The sequence below is a fragment of the Kitasatospora purpeofusca genome (assembly GCF_042691725.1).
Classification (GTDB): Bacteria; Actinomycetota; Actinomycetes; order Streptomycetales; family Streptomycetaceae; genus Kitasatospora; species Kitasatospora purpeofusca_B.
In genome coordinates this window covers 6,933,522-6,953,047 of the sequence record NZ_CP170483.1, presented here as the reverse complement: position 1 = coordinate 6,953,047, position 19,526 = coordinate 6,933,522, and the positions used below count along the sequence as shown (strand labels likewise).

The 19,526-nt window shown below is 77.2% G+C and carries 9 protein-coding genes; 1 reads left to right on the top strand and 8 read right to left on the bottom strand.

Going from position 1 to position 19,526, the window contains the following annotated elements; all coding sequences use genetic code 11:
• Positions 1 to 45: 45 nt before the first annotated feature.
• From ACFCLZ_RS29915 to ACFCLZ_RS29880, 8 genes are all read right to left on the bottom strand, one after another.
• Positions 46 to 2,130, bottom strand: coding sequence for a hypothetical protein (locus ACFCLZ_RS29915; RefSeq protein WP_380281006.1), 2,085 nt, complete (start codon positions 2,128 to 2,130; stop codon positions 46 to 48).
• Positions 2,127 to 6,389 carry a DUF5682 family protein gene (locus tag ACFCLZ_RS29910; RefSeq protein WP_380281005.1) on the bottom strand — a complete coding sequence of 1,421 codons (4,263 nt, stop codon included), beginning with the start codon at positions 6,387 to 6,389 and terminating at the stop codon, positions 2,127 to 2,129. The genes ACFCLZ_RS29915 and ACFCLZ_RS29910 overlap by 4 nt, the downstream gene beginning before the upstream one ends.
• 98 nt (positions 6,390 to 6,487) lie before the next feature.
• Positions 6,488 to 7,660 carry an AAA family ATPase gene (locus ACFCLZ_RS29905; protein ID WP_380281004.1) on the bottom strand — a complete coding sequence of 391 codons (1,173 nt, stop codon included), beginning with the start codon at positions 7,658 to 7,660 and terminating at the stop codon, positions 6,488 to 6,490.
• Entirely contained in the window at positions 7,657 to 12,822 is a 5,166-nt protein-coding gene (locus tag ACFCLZ_RS29900) for a hypothetical protein (protein ID WP_380281003.1), read from the bottom strand. The genes ACFCLZ_RS29905 and ACFCLZ_RS29900 overlap by 4 nt, the downstream gene beginning before the upstream one ends.
• The gene (locus tag ACFCLZ_RS29895; RefSeq protein WP_380281002.1) at positions 12,819 to 13,673 is read right to left on the bottom strand and encodes a DUF4132 domain-containing protein; all 855 of its coding nucleotides are present in this window, start codon (positions 13,671 to 13,673) and stop codon (positions 12,819 to 12,821) included. The genes ACFCLZ_RS29900 and ACFCLZ_RS29895 overlap by 4 nt, the downstream gene beginning before the upstream one ends.
• A 174-nt stretch (positions 13,674 to 13,847) precedes the next feature.
• Positions 13,848 to 15,071 carry a PQQ-dependent sugar dehydrogenase gene (locus ACFCLZ_RS29890; RefSeq protein WP_380281001.1) on the bottom strand — a complete coding sequence of 408 codons (1,224 nt, stop codon included), beginning with the start codon at positions 15,069 to 15,071 and terminating at the stop codon, positions 13,848 to 13,850.
• A 194-nt stretch (positions 15,072 to 15,265) separates the two neighbouring features.
• On the bottom strand, positions 15,266 to 16,069 hold the full coding sequence (locus ACFCLZ_RS29885; RefSeq protein ID WP_380281000.1) for an ABC transporter ATP-binding protein: 804 nt from the start codon (positions 16,067 to 16,069) through the stop codon (positions 15,266 to 15,268).
• A gap of 75 nt (positions 16,070 to 16,144) precedes the next feature.
• Entirely contained in the window at positions 16,145 to 17,170 is a 1,026-nt protein-coding gene (locus tag ACFCLZ_RS29880) for an ABC transporter substrate-binding protein (protein ID WP_380280999.1), read from the bottom strand.
• A gap of 154 nt (positions 17,171 to 17,324) precedes the next feature.
• Here ACFCLZ_RS29880 and fhuB point away from each other — a divergent pair, with 154 nt between their 5' ends.
• A complete protein-coding gene (fhuB, locus tag ACFCLZ_RS29875; RefSeq protein WP_380280998.1) occupies positions 17,325 to 19,499 on the top strand; it encodes a Fe(3+)-hydroxamate ABC transporter permease FhuB in 2,175 nt (724 codons plus the stop codon).
• The last annotated feature ends 27 nt before the right edge of the window (positions 19,500 to 19,526 follow it).

Genomic DNA, 19,526 nt, shown 5'->3' with positions numbered 1-19,526 from the left:
TTATGCCATTCGGCGCGGCTTACCTGCTTGTGCAAATAGTTCTCCTTATGTCCGGTTCGCGGCCTCCTCCGGCGCAGCGGCGTCCGACGGCCAGGACCAGGCGGTCGCGCAGAGCGCCGAGGCCAGCTCCTCCTCGTACCAGGCCGCCGCCAGCCAGGCGGCCGCGAAGGCGCCGTGGTCGTCCGCGACCACCCGGCCGAAGACGTCGCGCGACTGGTCCACCGCCGTCGCGAACAGCCCCTCCAGCAGCGCCGCACCGGTGGCCAGCCCCGCCGACCGCAGCCGGGCGCGGTCGTCGTCGGCCGCGCGGGAACCGAGCGCCAGCGCGGCCCGGCCGCCGGTCACCGCCTGCTCCACCCGGCGGGCGAGCAGGTGCACGGGGGCGGTCGGGACCTCGGCACCGCCGCCGGAGGCATCGATGGGCGTCGGTGCCCCGGTCCCGGTCGGACCGGCGGGCGGGCGGGTGAGGTCCGCCGTCTGCAGCCGCTCCAGGCCCAGGTTGACCCGGCCCACGCGGTCGGCGGGCAGCGCGAGGGCGGGCTCCGCCGGGTCCGCGGACGCGGCGGGCTCGTCGGCGTCGGTCGTGGACCGGCCGGTGGGCGGCACGCCGACGGCCAGCAGCCGCAGCTCGGCGCGGGCCGAGCGCTCCAGCCGGCCGACCACCCGCAGCCGCAGGCCCGGGGCGGTGGCGAGCAGCGCCAGGTTCCCCCGGTACGCCAGCCCCGGATGGTCGTGCGCGGCACGCAGCGCCACCACCGCCCCATCGCACTCCGCCAGCAGCCGCGGCTCCCCGCCCGGCCCGTACGGCGCCGCGCCGAGCAGGGTCACGTCCAGGAACAGCAGCTCGCTCCCGGCCGGCCGGGCGTCGGGCGGCAGCGCCCCCGCGGCGAGCGCCCGCGCCACCTGGGCGGCCGGCGGCTCGCCCCAGAGCGCGGCGAGCGGCTCGGCCGTCCAGGTCGCGCCCGCCGCGCGGACCGCCCGGACCGAGGCGCCCGCCCCGAGCCGTCCGGACGCCGACCTGGTCGCCCCCTGCACGGCCAGCCCGGCCCGGGTGAACTCGCGGTGGCTGAGCATCGCATCCCCCAGCCGCACCGCCCGGTTCCCGGCCCCGACCGCCTGCGGCGGCGCCCCCGTGGCGTCGGTGTGCGGCATGATCTCGGCCATCGTGTGCAGCCCGCCGCCCGCGTCCACCGCCCAGGTGAGCACCCCCGCGTGGGTGGCCGTCAGCACCGGCTCGGCGAACAGTCCGTAGAGCCGCAGTCCGCCCGCCGGCGCGTAGGCCTGGCGGGCCGTCCCGCGCAGTTCCGCGACGCCCGGCCCGGTCGCCGTGGCCGTTTCCGCCGCGTCCGGTTCCGGCGGGGCCGGCCGCGGCGTGGTGGTGAGGGCCAGGGCCGTGCTGAGGCCGAGGAGTTCACGCAGGCCGGCCACCAGGTCGGCGAGGCGGTGGTCCGGCTCGCCCGAACGGGCGGCGCGGAGCCGGGTGACCACCGCCACCGCCGCGGCCGCCGGCCGGTGCAGGCCGGCCAACCGGGCCCGGTGGGCCGCGCGCAGCAGTTCCGCCTGGAGCACCGCGCCCGCGCCGCCGACGCCGGCCGCCAGCACGGCGGCGCCCACCCGGTGCAGGTGCGCGACGGCGGCCCGTTCGGCGGCGGTGAGGTCCGCGGCGGGCTGAGCGGACCCGGGCTGAGCCGCCGGTGGGGCCGAGGAGGGGGCCTCGGAGGCCGGCGATTCCCCGCCCGACGAGCTGCCCCCGTCGGTGGGCGGCTCGTTCTCGGCGAGGGGCTCGTCGTCGGCGAGCGGGCAGACCGTGACCGCCGCGGCCCGGTGCACGCAGGCGGGCGCCAGCAGGCAGCCGCAGCGCACGTCCGCCTGGTCGGCGACCACCCCGCCCGGCGCGTGCAGGACGAGCACCGACTCCTCGTCAACGGCGATCCGCCAGTCCTCGCCCGTCCGCTCCACCGGCCGCTCGGCCAGCTTGGCGGCGGCGCCGTCCAGGCGCTTCTGCAACCGCGCCGACAGCCCGGCCACCACCTCGGCGACCACCTCCGGCCGGACCGCCGGCCACTGCGCGCCGGTCCCCGTTCCCGTCCCCGTTCCCGTTCCCGTCACTGTCCCTGCCATCTCCGTCATCGGACCTTCTCCCCCACCCAGCGGGCCAGTTCGAGCGGGCTGAGCGCCGCCACCGGCATCCCGGCCGCGACCAGGCGGCCCGCGACCGCCTTCGAGTACCGGGCCGTCCCGGTGTCGTCCAGTGCGGCGCAGCCCAGCAGGTGGCAGCCCGAGTCGACCAGCGCCCGGGTCTGCGCGAGCAGCCCGCCGACCGGGCCGCCCTCCTCGAAGTCGCTGACCACCGCGATCAGCGTGCGGGACGGCACGGTCACCAGGCTCCGCGCGTACTTCAGACCGGCCGCGATGTGCGTACCGCCGCCGATCCGGACCTCCAGGAGCAGGCCCAGCGGGTCCGTCACCCTGTCGGTGAGGTCGACCACCTCGGTGGAGAAGGCGACGAAGTGGGTGCTCAGCGAGGGCACCCCGGCCAGGATCGACGCGGTCAGCGCCGCCCAGACGGTCGACGACTCCATCGAGCCGGACACGTCCACGACCAGGATCAGCCGCCAGTCGGACGCCTGGCGGGCCCTGGTCCGGAAGACCGGGCGCTCCGGCACGATCACCATGCCGCCCGGTCCATCGCCGGACGGGTCGGCGGCGGACAGGCCGACGGCGGACGGACCGGCGGCGCGATCGGCTGGGCGGGCGGTGGCGAGGTTGGCGCGGATCGTGCGGTGCAGGTCCAGGCCGCCGCCCGGGCGACGGCTCGGGCGCGGCACGCTGATCCCGGTCAGGGCGGGGCGCAGCCGGGTCGCCAACTCACGGCTCAGCTCGTCGACCAGGCGCCGGACCAGCGGGCGCAGCCCGGCCAGCCGGGCCTCGGGCAGGCCGCCCGCGTGCTCCAGGACGGTGCGCAGCAGGTCGACCGACGGCCGGACGGCGCCCGGGTCGATCGCCTCCAGTGCGTCGCCGCGGCCATGGGCGACGGCGGCCGCCAGCACCTCCTCGCGCAGGCCCGGCCCGAACAGGGCGGTCAGCTCCTCGGCCCACTCGCGGACACCCGGGTACGGCGCCTCGCGCCCGCCCCGGTTGCCGCCGGCGCCGCCCCGGCCGTCCAGGCCGGGGCCGGAGCCCTCGCCGTGGCCCGTCCCGTACAGCTCGTCGAGCGCCGTCGCGAGGCGGGCGGCCCGGCCGCCGAGGCCGCCGTTGCCCGGTCGGCCGAGCAGCAGCCGCCAGCGCTCGGCCGGGCCGAGGGCGTGGGCGGGGGTGGGGGCGGGGGCGTGGGCGGGGGTGGTGGTGGAGGCGCGGGCGGCGGGGGCCGGGGCGGGTGTCTCGGCGGTGGGCGGTGGGAGGAGGGCCGGGAGCAGCCCGCGGCGGGAGAGTGCGGCGCGGGCGGCCAGGTCGGCGCGGGACCAGTCGGCGAGCAGCGCGGGCGGCACCTCCTCGGGGAGCGTGTCCAGGCGGGTGCCCAGGCGCTCCTCGACGAGCCGCAGCAGCCGGTCGCGAGCGGCCGGGCTGAGCGTGTCGAACCCGCCGCGCAGCGCGGGCAGACGGTCCAGGAAGGCGTTGTCGGGGAGCGTGACCACCCGTTCCAGTACGGGTTCGAGCACCTCGGGCGCGGTCGAGAACAGCCCTTCGGCGGCCGTGAGCAGTCCGACCAGGGCCCGCCCGAGGGCGTGCCGGGCGTCGGGCCCGGTGGCGCCGTCGACCCAGGAGGCGGCCCGGTCGCCGAACACCACCGGCTCCTCCTGCCGGAGCAGCACCCGGACCGCCCCGGCCGCGCCGCGCACCAGGGGGCTTCCGCCGTCGGCGAGTTCGGCCAGCGTGTGGCGGAGCCGCACGCCTCCGGAGAGGTCCGCCCGCCGCGCCAGCTCCACCAGCGCCCGGGCGTCGTCCGCCTCGTCCGACCCGCCCAGCCCCTCCAACTGCCGCACCGCCGCCACCGTCACCACCTCGGCCGCCGCCGCGAGCGCGGCGAGCACCGGATCCGCCGGGGCGGCGGGATCTGCGGGATCTGCGGGATCTGCCGACGCCTTGCGACCGCCGTCCTCGGCGGTGTCCGACGGCGCCGTGGCCGCCGATCCGGCGACCGCGCCGCCGGGACCGGGGCCGGGGCCGAAGGCACCCGCAGGCGTGCCACCACCCGCAGCGGAGACCACCGGGCCTTCCGCCGGGGCGGGACCTGAGGAAGTGCCGCCAGGCCCGGCCGGGAAGGAACCGCCGGCCGACCCGGAAGTCGCCGGACCACCGGCCGGCGTCGCCGACGGAACCACGCCGGGCGAGAGCACGGCCGTCCCCGTCGACGCGCCGCCGGCGGCCGGAGCACCGGCACCGGCGGGCACGACGGCCTCCCCCTGTGACGCGACAGCCGCCGGACCACCGGTGGGGGAACTCACGACCGACAACCCAGGCGAGCCGGCGCCAGGCGCCGGGGCCGGAGCAGCCCCCGCGCCGACGGACGCGGTGCTCCGGCCGTGCGGCGCGGCGGGCGGGGGCACGACCGGCGACCCCGACGACGCGCCGCCGTCCGCCGGGACGGCGGGCGGTGCGGGCTGGTGGGTGGCGGTGAGGCGGTCGAGGAGGGCGAGGGCGTCGAGGAGGTCGGGGAGGGTGCCGCCGGCCGGGAGGATGGCGGTGAGCTGGGTGAGGCGGGTGTCGGTGAGCGCGGGGAGGCCGCAGGCGGCGGCGTCGGCGAGGCCCTGGAGGACTTCGCGGGCGGTGGGACCGTCCGCCTGCTGTTCACGACGGAGCCGTTCGCGCAGGGCGCCCTCGGCGGCCTGGGCCGGGGTGACGCCCCGGGTGCCGGCGACGGTCAGCATGGCGGCGACGGCCGGGGTCCAGCGGACGCGCCAGCGGGTGGTGAGGGTCTCGGTGCCGCCCGCGCCGGCGGTCTCGACGGGTTCGGCGTAGGGGACGCCGCAGGCGGTGAGGCGGTGGAGGAGGAGTTCGCGGCGCCGGTCGAGGGGTGAGCGGAGCGGGTCGAGCCGCAGGTCGCGGGGAGCGGGCTCGGCGGTGTCACCGGGACCGGGCAGGCCGAGGTCGGCGAGCAGTTGCTCGACGGCGGGGGCGAGGCCGCTGCGCGGGGCCGCCGGAGTGGGCTCCCCGGTGCGGGTGCCGACCAGGACCTTCTCCAGCGCTCGGGCCACCGCCCGGCCCCGGCCGAGGGGTTCGCCCTGGGCGAGGACGGTCTGCACCGCCTCGACGAGTTCGCCGCGCCCGGGGGCCGCGAGGGCGCGCAGCCGGGCGAGGTCGCCGGTGAGCCGGACGATCTCCCGGGCGTCGGCCGGACCGGAGGGGTGGTCCTGGGAGCGCAGGGCCTCGCAGATCCGCACGGCGGTGCGGACGAGTGCCTCGGCGAGCCGCTCCGGGTCGCCGGCGGCGTCGAGCACGGTGTGCTGCCACTCGGGGTCCCGGATGCCGGCCGGGTAGCCGGAGCGGGCGTCGAGGAGGGGGTAGGTGTACGGGATCAGGGAGACCACGTGACGCGCGTCCGGGGCCGCCCCGTCGGCGGGCCCGTCGGCGGGCTCGTCGGCGGGCCCGTCGGCGGGCTCGGTGAGCGCGGGGGCGTGGAAGGCGCCGATGACGGCGGCGACCCGGCGGCCGCCGGCGCCCGCCTCCCGGATGCGCTCCCGCATCCAGGCCTCGCGCCGCAGGTCGTACGCGTCGACGCCGGGGCCGTCCTCGGCGTCGCGGCGCAGCGCCCAGCCGACCAGCAGGGCGGCGCGCCGGACGGCCTCCGGGGTGGAGCCGGGGGCAGCGGTCTCGACGAGGCGGTCCCAGAGGTCCTCGTCGTCGTCGCGCCCGGTGAGGCGGTGGCGCAGCGCGTCGGCGACGCCGGGGCGGGCGTCGGAGCCGGTGCGCCCGCGCTCGGTGTACCGCTCGCGGACGGCGAGCGGCAGGTCGCAGGCGACGGTCTCGACGCCGTGGCGGCGGGCCCAGCGCAGGGCGGCGAGTTCGGGCGAGAAGTCGGCGAAGGGGTAGAAGGCGAGCCCGGCGCCGTGGCCCGCGTCGGCGCCGATCCCGTCCGCGCGCTCGTCCGAGCGGTCGGCGGCGGGGGCCGCGGCGAGGGCGACCGGGGCCTTGGTGGCCTCGTCGGCGAGCAGGTCGAGCCAGGGTTGGAACTCGGCGGGCAGCTCGACCAGCAGCACCTCGGGCGCGGCGGCGTCGAGCAGGGCGGGCACGACGGCGCTGAGCGAGGGCGCGTGGTGGCGCACCCCGATCAGGTAGGGGCCGGGCGTGTCGAGGCCGGACGCGGCCAGCCGGGCGGCCTGGGCCTCGACCGTCCCGCGCGGGTCGTCGAGGCCGGGGCCCGCCCCGCCGGGCGGCACCGCGCTGCTCATGTGTTCACCTCTCGGTGGAAGTTCGGGAGTTGGGGAGATCGGGGGTGTGGCTGCCGGCCGGCCCGGCGCCCGCCGGGGGCGCCGGGCCGGCGCGGGGGTCAGTGCTCCAGGGCGGAGCGCAGCTCCCACAGGGTGCGCCAGGTGGCGGCGCCCTGCTCGGCACGGCGGCGGACCGGTCCGTCCCAGTAGCCGAGCAGGCGGGCGGCGTCGGCCGGGTCGTCCTTGCGGACGACGCCGATGAGCTGGCCGGGGAGGCGGCCGAGCAGGTCGCCGCCGTCGGGCAGGTAGGCGGCGGTGACGCCGAGGGCGGTGGCCACCGAGACGGCCTCGGCGGTGCTCATCACGGTGGAGGGACGCTCGACGTCCCAGCCCTCGGTGGAGCGGCCGGTGCGCAGGTCGCGGAAGGCGGTGACCAGGGCCTCCAGGACCGCGTCGTCCACCGCGTAGGCGGCGCCGGCGCGGGCGACGGCGGCGGTGGACTGGCGGCGGACCAGGTCCACCTCGGCGGCGAGGCTGCCGATCGGGCCGACCGTCTCGAAGTTGAACCGCCGCTTGAGGGCGGCGGACATCTCGCTGACGCCCTTGTCGCGCAGGTTGGCCGTGGCGATCAGGGTGAACCCGGGGACGGCGTGCAGCTGTCCGTCGGGGGTGCCGGCGAGTTCGGGGACGGCGACCCGCCGCTCGGAGAGCAGCGACACCAGGGCGTCCTGGACCTCGGGCAGGCAGCGGGTGACCTCCTCGACCCGGGCGACCGCGCCGGTGGTCATCGCGGTGAGCACCGGGGAGGGCACCAGGGCGTCGCGGCTGGGGCCCTTGGCGAGCAGCAGGGCGTAGTTCCAGCCGTACTTGAGCTGGTCCTCGGTGGTGCCGGCGGTCCCCTGGACGGTGAGCGCGCTGCTGCCGCAGACGGCGGCGGCGAGGAGTTCGGAGAGCATCGACTTGGCGGTGCCGGGCTCGCCGACGAGCAGCAGGCCGCGCTCGCCGGCGAGGGTGACGACGCAGCGTTCGACCAGGGCCCGCTCGCCGACGAACTTCTGCTCGATCGCCAGGCTCTTCCGGCCGGCCTTGAGCTTCTCGCCGCCGCTGCCCATGACGAAGGTGACGACGGCGCGCGGGGTGAGCCGCCAGCCGGGCGGGCGCGGGCCGGAGTCGTACGCGGCGAGGAACTCCAGTTCGGCGGCGTGCTTCTCCTCCGGCAGGACGACCTGCCGGGCGGCCGGCCCGGGCGGAGCGGTGGCGGCGCTCGTGGTGGTGGTCGTGGTGGTGGTCATCGGCGGGCCTTCCTGCGCTTGCCGGTCTGGAGCTCTTCGAAGCCGGGGGCGTCCCCGTCGGTGACGCGCTGCCAGGCCCGGGTGAACAGCTCCGGAACGGACAGCTGCGGCAGTGCGGCGTGGTGGGTGGGCAGGGTGTAGAGGCCGGCCTTCCAGGTCTCGACGGGCAGGCCGGGGGCCTTGGCCTCCTGCCAGCCGCAGGGGAGGAACAGGGTGCGCCCGGCGCGGGCCCGCTTGGCCTCCACGACCAGCCCGGAGGCGAGGAGTTCGGCGCGCGCCTTCTTCAGCCGGGCCGGCTTCCAGCCCGTCCAGCGGGCCACGTTGCGGTCGGTCGGGTCGGGCAGGGCGAGCAGCTGGAGGTAGAGCACCGCGGCGTCCTCGCCGAGCTCCTGGGTCTTGGCGACCTCGGTGACCAGCTCCGGCACGGTGAGCAGCGGGTGGTGGGGCCAGAACTCGGCCCCGGCGTCGGCGGCCCCGGCCGCCTCGGGGAGGTCCGGCAGGGCGGCCAGCCGGTCCAGGGTGCCGTCCAGGAGGGCGGCGAGAACGGACCGCTGGCGGGCGAGCCAGTAGCCCTCGGCCAGGCCGGCGAGCAGCTCCAGCGCCGGGTCCTGCGCGCCGCTGACGCCCGCCGGGCGCCACCAGATGCACTCCGCGTCGTTGTGGCCGGGCGACAGCACCACGGCCTCGCCGCAGCGGACCAGTCCGTCGGCGTCGGCGCCGCCCTCGGCGGGCAGGCCGTAGCGGGTGCGCAGGACGGCGGCCAGCGGCTCGCCCTTGCTGTTGCGGCGCAGGTCGTAGGCGAGCAGCAGCTCCGGGTCGGCCAGGCGGGTGCGCAGTGCCTGGACGGCCGGGGCGAGCAGAGCACGCAGCGGACTGTTCCAGGACAGCCGGTAGGCGAGCCAGGCGAGGGCGTCGACGAACTCGGGCAGGGTGCTGTGGTCCGGCACGGCGTCCGCGTCGTCGGGCAGCAGGCCCACCGTGCCCGCGTCCCCCTCGGCGCGCAGCCGCTGGCGGGTGGTGCGGCTCAGCCACGGGGTGGTCGCGACGTTCAGGATCTCCTCGATCCGCTGGACGTCGGCGCCGCTGACGGCGGCCTGGTCCTCGTCGGGCAGGGTGACGATCCGTCCGAGGCGCCGCGTCCAGTGGGCGGCGCCGGAGGAGCTGTCCGGACCGGTGGCCCAGAGGTCCTCCGGGTTCTCGGGCAGCAGGGCGGCCCAGACCTCGGCGAGGAGGGAGCGCTCGCGCCCGCGCAGCCAGTCGCGGGCGGCCTTGGCCTCGCCGGACTTGAGGCCGTACTCCTTGAGCGCCTCGGCGGGCAGCGGCGAGCCGTACCACTGGACGAGGGCGCTGGTGGGGCTGAACAGCAGGGCGGAGCGGACGGCGCCGATGCCGGTGCGCTCGCCGAAGTCGGCGGCGCGGTCGGCGCGGTGGGTGATGGCGCCGCGCTCGGCGAGCAGGGCGGTGAAGCGGGCGAGCCAGGCCGCGGTGACGGTCTCCTCGGTGGTGCGTTCGAGGGCGGTGCCGAAGTGGGCGACCGGGCCGAAGGCGGCGCTCGGGTCGTGGTCGACGGCCAGCCAGACGACCTTGTCGTCGGCGTGGTGGCTGCAGCCGAGGACGATCACGGTGCGCCCGCCGTGCCGCCAGACCTGGCCGGCCCGGCGCTCGTGCTTCTCCTCCTTGGTGCTCGCGTCGGTGAGCGGCTCGGTGAGCAGGAGCTGGCGCACGGTGGCCCCGCGGTCGGCGAGCGGCCCGTCCGTGAACTCGGAGAGCAGCACGCCGAGCGAGGCGCGGTGCTCGGCGGAGGTGAGCGGGGCGGCGGCCGCGTAGGCGAGGACGCCGAGCTTGCCGAGCACGTGCAGCCAGCCGTGGTGGGTGTCGTCGCCGTGCAGGTCGATCCGGTGCGGGGTGCTCCAGCCGTCGCCGTCGGCCGCGGGGGGCTCGGCGAGCACGGCGCCGACCGTCCGGAGGTTGTTGAGCACGCGGTAGTTGGCGCTGCGGTCCCAGGAGCGGCCGAATCCCCCGATCCCGGGCAGCAGCAGGGTGACGGCCTCGCTGAGCTCGTAGTCGGTCCCGTGCTCGGGCCGGTGGGCGTACTCGGAGGAGTCGGCGGTGCGGCCGCCGTCCTCGGGCTGCGGCAGGTAGCGGGCGACCCTGTCGAGCAGGTTGGCGGCGGTGCGGGCCACGCCGGTGACGCCGGCCAGCAGCCGCCGGTGGGTGATGCCCGGCAGGATCTCCGCGACGGCGTCGAGCGGGAGCCCCTCGACGGTCTTGTCGCTGCTCACCACGGGACGGCGGACGCCCTGGACGGTGATCCAGCGCTGCTCCTCGGCGGGGACGGGTTCGGCGTCGGCCGGCCAGGCGGCGTCGATGAGCCGGGCGGCCTGCTCCTCGGTGACGGAGCGCAGCAGCGTGGATCCCTGCTCGTCGCGCGGGCGCAGGGCGTGCCAGTGGGAGAGCGGCGGCACGACGGGGGTGCCCGCGGCGTCCAGGCCGCCGGGGCGGCCGGGTTCGAGGTCGGCGGTGTAGCCGGTCGGGTCCGCGGTGACGGTGCCGTCCGCCGCGGAGTGCGCGGCGGGCAGGCCGAGGCCGAGGTGGTCGCCGTTGCCGCTCTGGACCACCGGCCGGCCGCCGCCGGGCAGGGCGAGCCGGCCGCGCGGGTACGTCGCGGTCCGGTGCCGGGAGTTCTCGACGACGAGCGTGGTGCCGTCGGCGGTGCCGGTGGTGATCCGGGGGCCGTCGGCCCGCGTCCAGCTGCCGAGCACGGTGCCGTCGGTGCCGAGCGGGGTGTCCTCCAGGCCCGGCAGGAGCGGCAGCAGCCGGGTGCGGCCGATGTCGAGGCGCCCTGCCGCCGCGCCCGCGGCGATCCGCGGCGGCTCGGAGGCGCGGCCCAGGGTGCCGGTGGCGGCGTCGAGTTCGTGCAGCACGTTGCCGCCGCGGTTCCAGCGGGCGGTCCAGTGGCCGGTGCCGTCGGTCAGGACGTGGTCCTGGTCGGGCACCTGGGTGTCGCCGACGTGCAGCGGGCGGTGGCCGCCGGTGCGGCCGCCGCCGGGCAGCGGCAGGCTCGGCATCTCGATCTCGTCGCTGCCGCCGTAGTAGCGGGCGATGCTCTCGCCGCCGAGGACGAAGGTCTCGGCGGGCCGGCCGGACCAGTAGGCGTGCTGCTTGCCGTCGTGGAACCAGGCGACCAGCAGTTCGCCGTCGACGAAGCGGAAGTGGGGGTGCTGGTGGCTCTCCAGCTTGTCGGGGATGCGCAGGGTGTGTTCGAGCACGATGCCCTGCGGTCCGGCCACGACGACCTGGTTGCCGCGCGCGAGTACCAGGTTCGGCCAGGCCTCCTGGAGCATCAGCCCCTTGGGGAGGCCGCGCCCGTTGCCGAAGCCGGGGGCGTCGCCGTCCTCGGCGCCGAGCTTGGCGAGCGCCTCCTCCAGGGCCGGCCAGGCGAGTTCGTCGAGGATGCCGCCCCGCAGGGCGCGGGCGAGCAGCCCGGCCACGTCGAGGTCGGCGATCCGCCGGGCCGCGGCCGGGTTCTCGTCGCGGATGCCGGTGCGGTGGGAGCTCAGCTCGCCGAGCAGTGCGCCCGCGCTCTCCAGGCCGCGGACGGCCTCCAGCTCGCCGACCCGGGCGTCGGACCACTCGACGAACAGTTCGCGCAGCACCGGCCGGGCGGCCAGGCCCCGGCTGTCGACGGTGCCCCAGACGGCGGGGACGGCGGCGCGCAGCGCGGAGCGGAAGCGGGGGTCGGCGGCGATGGCGGCCAGCGTGCGGCCGTCGGCGGAGGAGGCGGCGACCCAGTGCTGGATGAGGAAGGTGTGGTCGTCCGCCGGGTCGGCGACCGGGACGCCCTCGGCGAGCAGCAGGTCGAGGAGTTCGAGCTGGGTGGCACTGCGGCGCACCCCGGTGAAGAGGTCGACCGGGACGGCCTCGGCGCGCAGCCGCTCCAGCATGCGGGTGACCAGGCCGACGGTCTCGGTGTTCAGGCCCCGGTCGCGCCAGCCGCGGCCGAGGTGGTTGGTCCAGCGCTGCAGCCAGGCGGCGGCCGGCTCGGGGGCCTCGGCCGAGGCAGCGTCAGCGTCGGCGACCGCGGCAGCGCCGGCGGCGGGCGGGTCGGTGAGCAGCCGTTCGGCGCCGCTGTCGGCGAGGAGGGCGAGCCAGGCGGCGTCCTGGACGTCGGCGTCGTTGTTGCCGGGCGGGTCGGGCATCAGCTCCAGCAGCCGGGCGCGCACGGTGTCGTCGCGCTGCCCGAGCTCGACCACGGCGCCGCGCCAGACCGTCCAGAAGGTGCCGGGGGCCCGGTTGACGGCGGGTGAGGCGAGCAGTTCGGCGAGCAGTTCGCGCTCGTGCTCCTCGCGCTCCAGGCCGGCGGCCTTGAGCAGGGCGCGGGCGTCCTCGGCGATCCCGGCGTAGGGGGCCATGCCGGCGGCGGAGCGCTCGGTGCACAGCTGGCGGAACCGCTGCCAGGCGGTCAGCGGGTCGAGTCGGCCGCTCAGCTCCTTGACGTACTGGCGCAGTGCCTTGACGCTGAGCGCGCCGGCCAGGGCGAACTCCAGGAAGACGGCGCGCAGCCGCTCCTCGTCGACGGCGAGGTTGTGGGTGCGCTCGGCCTCGCGGGCCTTGCCGAAGAAGGTGCTGGCGTAGGTCTGGTTGCCCTGGCCGAGGAAGATCCGGCCGACCTGCTCGCAGTAGGTGGGCAGGAAGTGCGGGACGGCGCGGCCGAGCCGCACGGCGAGCTCGTCGAACCCGTCCTTGGCGTGGCCGGGCTTGGACTTGGCCTGGCGGGCGAGCCGCTCCATCTCCTTGACCAGGGCGAGCGCGTGGTGGCCGTTGGCCGGGTCGTGGACGAGCGCCCAGGCGGGGAAGCCGAGCGCCTCCTGGCGGACCTGGCCGACCTCGGCGGGCTCGGTGTCGGGGGCGAGTCCGAGGAAGTCGACGGCGGCGTCCTCGGCGGGGCCGAGCGCACCGGGCACCAGGCGCACGATCCGGCGCCCGTCGAGGGCGGGGTGGGCGTAGGTGCGGGCGGTGAGGACGTCGGCGGCGCTGTCGGGGGTGCCGACGCCGGGCAGGGTGCCGGGGGCGAGGATCGCCCCGGCCTCCAGCAGCCGCTCGTGGCGGGCGTGGTCGCCGGGCGCACCGGTGGTGCGGTCGGGTCCGGTGGTGGTGCTCATGCGGCTTCCTCCCCTTCGATCGTGCGGCCGGCGTACAGTGCGGCGGCCATCCGCATCCCCTCGGACCAGGCGACCGGTCCGACCTCGGCCGGCGGCAGGACCTTGCCGTCCGGGCCGGTCCAGCTGAGCGCGCCGGTCTCGCACTCGTCGTACTCGTAGTAGTCGCCGACCCAGACCCGGGCCTCCAGGGCGAGGCCGTCCTCGACGACGGGCAGCACGGCGTGTCCGCCGCGCACCCGGTAGCCGAGCCGGGCGCAGCGGCCGAGCAGGTCGCGCAGCGCGGCGTAGTGCCCGCCGGCGTAGGTGGAGACCTCGGTGCCGGCGGTGTCGTCGGGCCGGTGCCAGACCTCCCGGTACAGCTGCTGGACCTGCTGGGAGACGCCGAGTTCGACGGCGAACTCGCGCAGTTCGTCGAGGTCCTCCAGCAGGACCGGGTGGGGTATCCGCAGTTCGCCGTCGGTGAGGCGGACGGTGTCCCCGTCGAGGTCGACCAGGCCGAGGCCGCGCTCGGCGTCGGCGCCACGCAGGAAGCCGGCGACGGCGCCGTCCGGCCCGGTGACCACCAGGTCGCGCAGGACCTCCCGCCAGGCCTCGTCCGCCCAGACGGCGATGACGACGGCGGCGGGCACGGGCAGCGAGCGGACCATCCACCGCTCGACGGTCTCCAGGCAGCCGCGCCGGTGCGCCTCGAGCCACTCGGTGAGCTGCTTGAGCCCGACGACCGCCGGGTCGTCGTTCAGCTTCGGCGGGACGGCCTTCAGCAGGCGGCCGGCCGCGTTGCGGCAGACCACCTTGCCCTCCTCGTCGAAGGCGACTTGGTAACCGCCCGTTCCCGTTTCCACCCACGCCACGGCCGCTCTCCTCCCAGCTGGTCAGTGATGGGAGGAACGTAACCGGACACACTGACAACCGAACCGGCAGGGAGGGGTACCGAGCGGTAGGAAGCGGTGGATCCCCGGTCGAACCACGTTCAAACCACTCGAACAGGTGAGCCAATGCCGCTCGCGGTCACCCCGGGTCGACGGTCAGCTGCCGCCACCGACGGCCAGCCGCAGGATCCGGTCGTCGCCGGGACGCGGCTCGCCGCGGCCGTCGGTGTTGTCGGTGAGCAGCAGCAGGGTGCCGTCCCGGTCGGCCACCGCGGCGCGCAGGCGGCCGTACGCGCCGGAGAGGAACTCCTGGGGAGGGGCCGCGAGTCGGTCGCCGTCCAGCGGGATCCGCCAGAGCCGCTGGCCGCGCAGGGTGGCCATCCAGACGCTCCCCGCGGCGTGGGCGATGCCGCTCGGGGAGGCGTCGGCGGGGTGCCACTGGGCGACCGGGTCGGTGAACCCCGCGCGGCCGGCGGCGCCCTCGACGGTCGGCCAGCCGTAGTTGCCGGCGGGGGTGATCAGGTTCAGCTCGTCCCAGGTGTCCTGCCCGAACTCCGAGGCCCAGAGCCGCCCTTGCGGATCCCAGGCCAGGCCCTGGACGTTGCGGTGGCCGAGCGACCAGACCGGCGAGCCGGGGAACGGGTTGCCGGGGGCGGGGGCACCGTCCGGGGCGAGCCGCAGGATCTTGCCGGCGAGCGAGTCGCGGTCCTGGGCGAGCGGGCGCTCGTCGGCGTCGCCGGTGCCGGCGTACAGGAAGCCGTCGGGGCCGAAGGCGATCCGGCCGCCGTTGTGCCGGGAGCCGTGCGGGATGCCGGCCACCAGGACGACAGGGTCCCCGAGTTGGGAGCCGGCCGGGCGGGCGGGGTCGTAGTCCAGGCGGGCGATCCGGTTGTCGGAGGCGGAGGAGAAGTAGGCGTAGACCTGGTGGTCGGAGGCGAAGCCGGGCGAGAGGGCGAGGCCGAGCAGGCCGCCCTCGCCGCCGGCGGTGACGCCGGGCACGGTGCCGGCCTCGGTCCGGCTGCCGTCCTTCACCGAGACGCGCAGGATCCGGGCGTCGTCGCGCTCGGAGACCAGCAGGTCGCCGCCCGGCAGGACGGCCAGGCCCCAGGGGGAGGCGAGTCCGTCGGTGACGGTGCCCGCGACGTCCACCGAGGCGGGCGCGCCCGGGGTCGGGGCCGGGGAGGGCGTCGGGCTCTCCGTGGCCGGGGCCGCGGTGGTCGGCGCGGACGTCCCGGACGCCTCGGACGTCGCGGACGTCGCGGGCGCGGGCGTCGTGGGCGGCCCCACGGCGCGCCCCGGGTCGGCGGCCGAGGAGCAGCCGACGGTGGCGGCCGAGCCGAGGACGAGGGCGGCGAACAGGGCGGCGGAACGACGGGGCATCGGTGACCTCTCCCGGAAACGGCGGGGCGCGGCGGCGGCACGGACGCCCGGCGGACGCCCGCCCAGCAGACCACACCCCACCCGGCACCGGCCGCAACCCGCCGCGCCCGCCCGGCCGTCCGAGCGACCCGGGCGGACCCGGGCGGACCCGGGCGGACCCGCCCCGACTCTGCCGGACCCGCCCCGACCCGCCGTCAGCCGGCCGGGGAGGCCGCCGACCGCGCCCCCACGCGCGGGACGATCACCGGTGCGCCGTCCCCGGGGGCCGCGAGCACATCGCTGTCCACGTCGTACAGCGCCCGCACCAGCGGCGCGTCCACCACCTCGCGCGGCGCCCCGCAGGCGATCACTGAGCCGCCGCGCATCGCCACCACCAGGTCGGCGTAGCGGGCCGCCGCCGCGAGGTCGTGCAGCACCATGACGACGGTGCGCCCGCCCGCCGCCACCTCGCGGACCAGCTCCAGCACCTCGACGGCGTGGCCGAGGTCGAGGGCGCTGGTCGGCTCGTCGAGCAGCACGACCGGGGCGTCCTGGGCGAGCACCATGGCGAGCCAGCAGCGCTGCCGCTGGCCGCCGGAGAGCCGGTCGAGCCGGCGGTCCGCGAACTCCTCGACGCCGGTGGCCCGCAGCGCCTCGGCGGTGAGCCGCTCGTCGTCGGCGGACCACTGCCGGAACAGGCTCTGGTGCGGGTGGCGGCCGTAACGGACCAGCCCGGCCACGGTGACCGCCTCCGGCGCCTGCGGGCTCTGCGGCAGCAGCGCCACCCGGTGGGCGGCCTGGCGGGGCCGCAGCTTCCAGATGTCCTCGCCGCCGACCAGCACCCGTCCGGAGTCCGGCCGGTGGAGGCGGGCGACCGAGCGCAGCAGGGTGGACTTGCCGCAGCCGTTGGGGCCGACGATCGCCACCACCTGCCCGCCGGGCACGGTGAGGTCCACGCCGCCCAGCACCGGGCGCCCGGGGCCGTACCCGGCCGTGAGGCCCTCGACCGTCAACTCCATGGCGGGTTCCTTCGGTTGGGAGGGGAGCGAACCGAACGGCGGGCGCCCGGTGAGGGGGGCGCCCGCCGCCGGCGGTCACTTGGCGCCGAGCGCCTTGCTGATGTCGCCGATCACCGCGTCGGCCGCGAGCGGGCCGCCGCGGGTGGACCAGACGGAGCCGTCGACGGTCACGGTGTGGTTGTTCTTCACCGCGTTCAGCTCCTGGTAGGCGGGCTTGGACTGGACGTCCTTCAGCGCGGCCTTGCCGTCGTCGGTGAGGGTGGAGAGGAACAGCCAGTCGCCGTCGATCTCGTTGATCTTCTCCAGGCTCAGCGCCGGGGTGTGGGCGTTGCCGTCCTTGTCCTGGGCCTGCGGGCGGGTCAGTCCCATGTCGAGGGCGACGCCGCTGGCGAACTGCTTCTTCTCCATCCAGCTGGGGCCGGTCGGGTTCCAGCGGACGATGGAGACGGCCTTGCCCTTGTTCTCGCCGAGCTCGCCGCCGGCCTTGGCGGCCTTGGCGTCGTAGTCGGCGATGACCTTGTTGGCCTGGTCGAGCTTGTTGACGGCGTTTCCGATGCCGCGGAAGGAGAGCTTCCAGTCGTCGGTCGGGGCCATCGTGACCAGGGTGGCCGGGGTGATCTCGCGCAGCTGCTTGAGCACCTGCTGGTCCTGCATGTCGCCGGCCAGGATCAGGTCGGGCTTGGCGGCGACCACCTTGTCCATCACGGGCTGGAGCAGGTTGCCGACCACCGGGATGCCCTGGACCTTGTCCTTCAGGTACGCCGGCGGCTCGTTGAGGCCCTGTCCGTTGGTGATGCCGGCCGGCTTGAGGCCGAGGGCGAGCACCGCGTCGAGGTCCTCCTGGGTGAGGGTGACGATGCGCTTCGGCTCGGCGGGGATCTCGACGGCGGTGCCGGCGGCGTCCTTGACGGTCCGCTTGCCGCCAGCCGCGTCGGCCGCCGGACTGCCCGCGGCGGTGGCGGAGCCGGCGGACGGCGAGCCCTTGTCGGAGGAGCCCGACGAACCGCAGCCGACGAGCAGGAGCGCGGCCGCCCCGGTGGCGGCCAGCGCCTGGACCGCACGGCGGCGGGCGGGGCTGAGCGGGCTCTGAGGGGTCGACATGGGGGCCTCCGGGCAGGGGTGTTGCAGACGGGCGGTGCGGGCGGTGGAGCGGTGGAACAGTGGTGCGGCGCCGTGCGCCTGGACGATCCGGACGGATCCGGCGCAGGGCCGGACACCTGTCCGACCGCGATCACCATTAGGTTAGCCTTACCTTATGACATTGTCGCAAGTGGGTACCGCCGAGGCGGCCGACGCGGATCCCCCCGCCCCCGCCCCGCCGGCGGCGGCCGAACGGTCGCGCCGCGCCTCCTGGGCCGCCGTCGGCGGCATCCTCGCCGCCCTGCTCGCACTCACCGCGCTCTCCCTGTCCGTCGGCGCCGGCGAGATCGGCCCCGGCCGGGTGCTGGACTACCTGCTCGACACCGACGGCGCCCGCGCCGACAGCCGGCTCGCCCTCGTCGTCGGCGACCTGCGCCTGCCCCGCACCCTGACGGCCCTGCTGGTCGGCGCCGCGCTCGGCGTGGCCGGCGCCCAACTGCAGGCCGTCACCCGCAATCCGCTCGCCGAGACCGGCCTGCTCGGCGTCAACGCCGGCGCCTCGCTCGGCGTCGTGCTCGGCATCGCCGTGCTCGGCGTCCAGACCTCCTACGGCTACCTCGCCTTCGCCTTCGGCGGCGCCGTGCTCGCCAGCGGGCTGGTCCTGGCGATCGCCGGCAGCCGGGGCGGCGGCTCCCCGATGCGGCTCGTCCTCGGCGGCTCCGCCGTCGGCGCCACCTTCGGCGGCCTGACCGGCGTGCTGATCGTCAACTCCCCCGAGGCGTACGACCGCTACCGGGTCTGGGTGCTCGGCTCGCTGGCCGGCGTGGAGGGCTGGACGACCCTGCGCCAGCTCGCCCCGGTGCTCGGCGTCGGCTTCGTGGTCGCCCTGCTCACCACCCGGCCGCTGTCCGCGCTCGCGCTCGGCGACGACCTCGCCCGCGGCCTCGGCCACCGCCCCGGCGCCACCCGCGCCGCCGTCGCCCTCGCCGTCACCCTGCTGACCGCCTCCGCCGTCGCCCTGGCCGGGCCGATCTCCTTCCTCGGCCTGCTCGCCGGCTTCCTGGCCCGCGCCGCCGCCGGGCCCCGGGTCGGCCGGCTCACCCTGCTCGCCGGGCTGGTCGGCGCGGCCGTGCTGACCGGCGCCGACGTGCTCGCCCGGGTGGTGGCCCGCCCGTTCGAGGCCCCGGTCTCGGTGATCGTCGCTCTGATCGGCGCGCCCGCCCTGATCGCCATCGTCCGCTCCCGGAGGACGGCCGCGCTCGACCTGACCGACACCGCGCCCGCCGAGTCCTCCGGCCGCCACGGCCACCCGCAGGACAAGGCGCCCCGGCCCGACCTGGTGATCCGGCGCGGCACGCTGTCCGTCCTGCTCCCCCGCCGCTCCGCGCTGGCCGCGTTCGGCCTCGCCGCCGCGCTGCTGGCCGCCGTGGTGGTCTCCGCGCACGCCGGCCAGAGCGAACTCGGCCTCGGCCGCACCTTCCAGGCCGTCTTCGGCCACGGCGAGCGCCTCGACGTGCTGCTGGTGCAGAAGTTCCGGCTCGGCCGGATCGTCGCGGGCCTCGCCGCCGGGGCCGCCCTCGGCCTGGCCGGCTGCCTCACCCAGACGCTGGCCCGCAACCGGCTCGCCACCCCCGAACTGCTCGGCGTCAACGACGGCGCCACCGCCGCCGTGCTGATCTCGGTCACCGCCTCGGGCACGTTCGGCGCCTGGTGGGCCGGGCCGATCGGCGCGCTGGTCGCCGTCGCCGTCGTCACCTTCGTCTCCGGCGGCCTCGGCGCGCGCGGCTACCGGGTGCTGGTGGTGGGCCTGGCCATGTCGGCGCTCGCCTCCGCCGTGATCCAGGTGGCGATGGCCCGGCGCTCGCTCAGCTCGGCGTCCTCGCTGTACGTCTGGACCTCCGGCAGCCTCAACGGTCGCGACTACGCGGTGGCCACGCCGGTGCTGATCGGCCTGGCCGTGCTGGTGCCGCTCGCCCTGGTGGTGGCCCGCCGGCTGGCCGTCCTGCGGTTCGACGACAACGTGGCGTCCTCGCTCGGCGTCGACCCCGGCCGGGTGCGGCTCGCCTGCCTGCTGCTCGCCGTGGCGCTGGCCGGACTCGCCGTCGGGGTCTGCGGGCCGGTCGGCTTCGTCGCGCTGGCCGCGCCGGTGGTCGCCGGACGGCTGGCCGGCCCGGCCCGCGTCCCGGTGCTCGGCTCGGCGCTGGTCGGCGCGGTGCTGATCGTGCTGGCCGACACCCTCGGCCGGGTGCTGATCTCCGGCGTCGAGATCCCGGTGGGCATCGTCACCACGGTGCTCGGCGGCCCCTTCCTGCTCTGGGTGTTGCTCGGCCGCAAGGGCAACCCCGCCTGACCGACCGCCCCCGCCCGACCATCGAGG

Coding starts and splice junctions, on each gene's coding strand:
- ACFCLZ_RS29880 (WP_380280999.1), bottom strand. CDS start 17,170: ATGTCGACCCCTCAGAGCCCGCTCAGCCCCGCCCGCCGCCGTGCGGTC.
- ACFCLZ_RS29890 (WP_380281001.1), bottom strand. CDS start 15,071: ATGCCCCGTCGTTCCGCCGCCCTGTTCGCCGCCCTCGTCCTCGGCTCG.
- ACFCLZ_RS29905 (WP_380281004.1), bottom strand. CDS start 7,660: ATGACCACCACCACGACCACCACCACGAGCGCCGCCACCGCTCCGCCC.
- ACFCLZ_RS29915 (WP_380281006.1), bottom strand. CDS start 2,130: ATGACGGAGATGGCAGGGACAGTGACGGGAACGGGAACGGGGACGGGA.
- fhuB (WP_380280998.1), top strand. CDS start 17,325: ATGACATTGTCGCAAGTGGGTACCGCCGAGGCGGCCGACGCGGATCCC.
- ACFCLZ_RS29910 (WP_380281005.1), bottom strand. CDS start 6,389: ATGAGCAGCGCGGTGCCGCCCGGCGGGGCGGGCCCCGGCCTCGACGAC.
- ACFCLZ_RS29900 (WP_380281003.1), bottom strand. CDS start 12,822: ATGAGCACCACCACCGGACCCGACCGCACCACCGGTGCGCCCGGCGAC.
- ACFCLZ_RS29885 (WP_380281000.1), bottom strand. CDS start 16,069: ATGGAGTTGACGGTCGAGGGCCTCACGGCCGGGTACGGCCCCGGGCGC.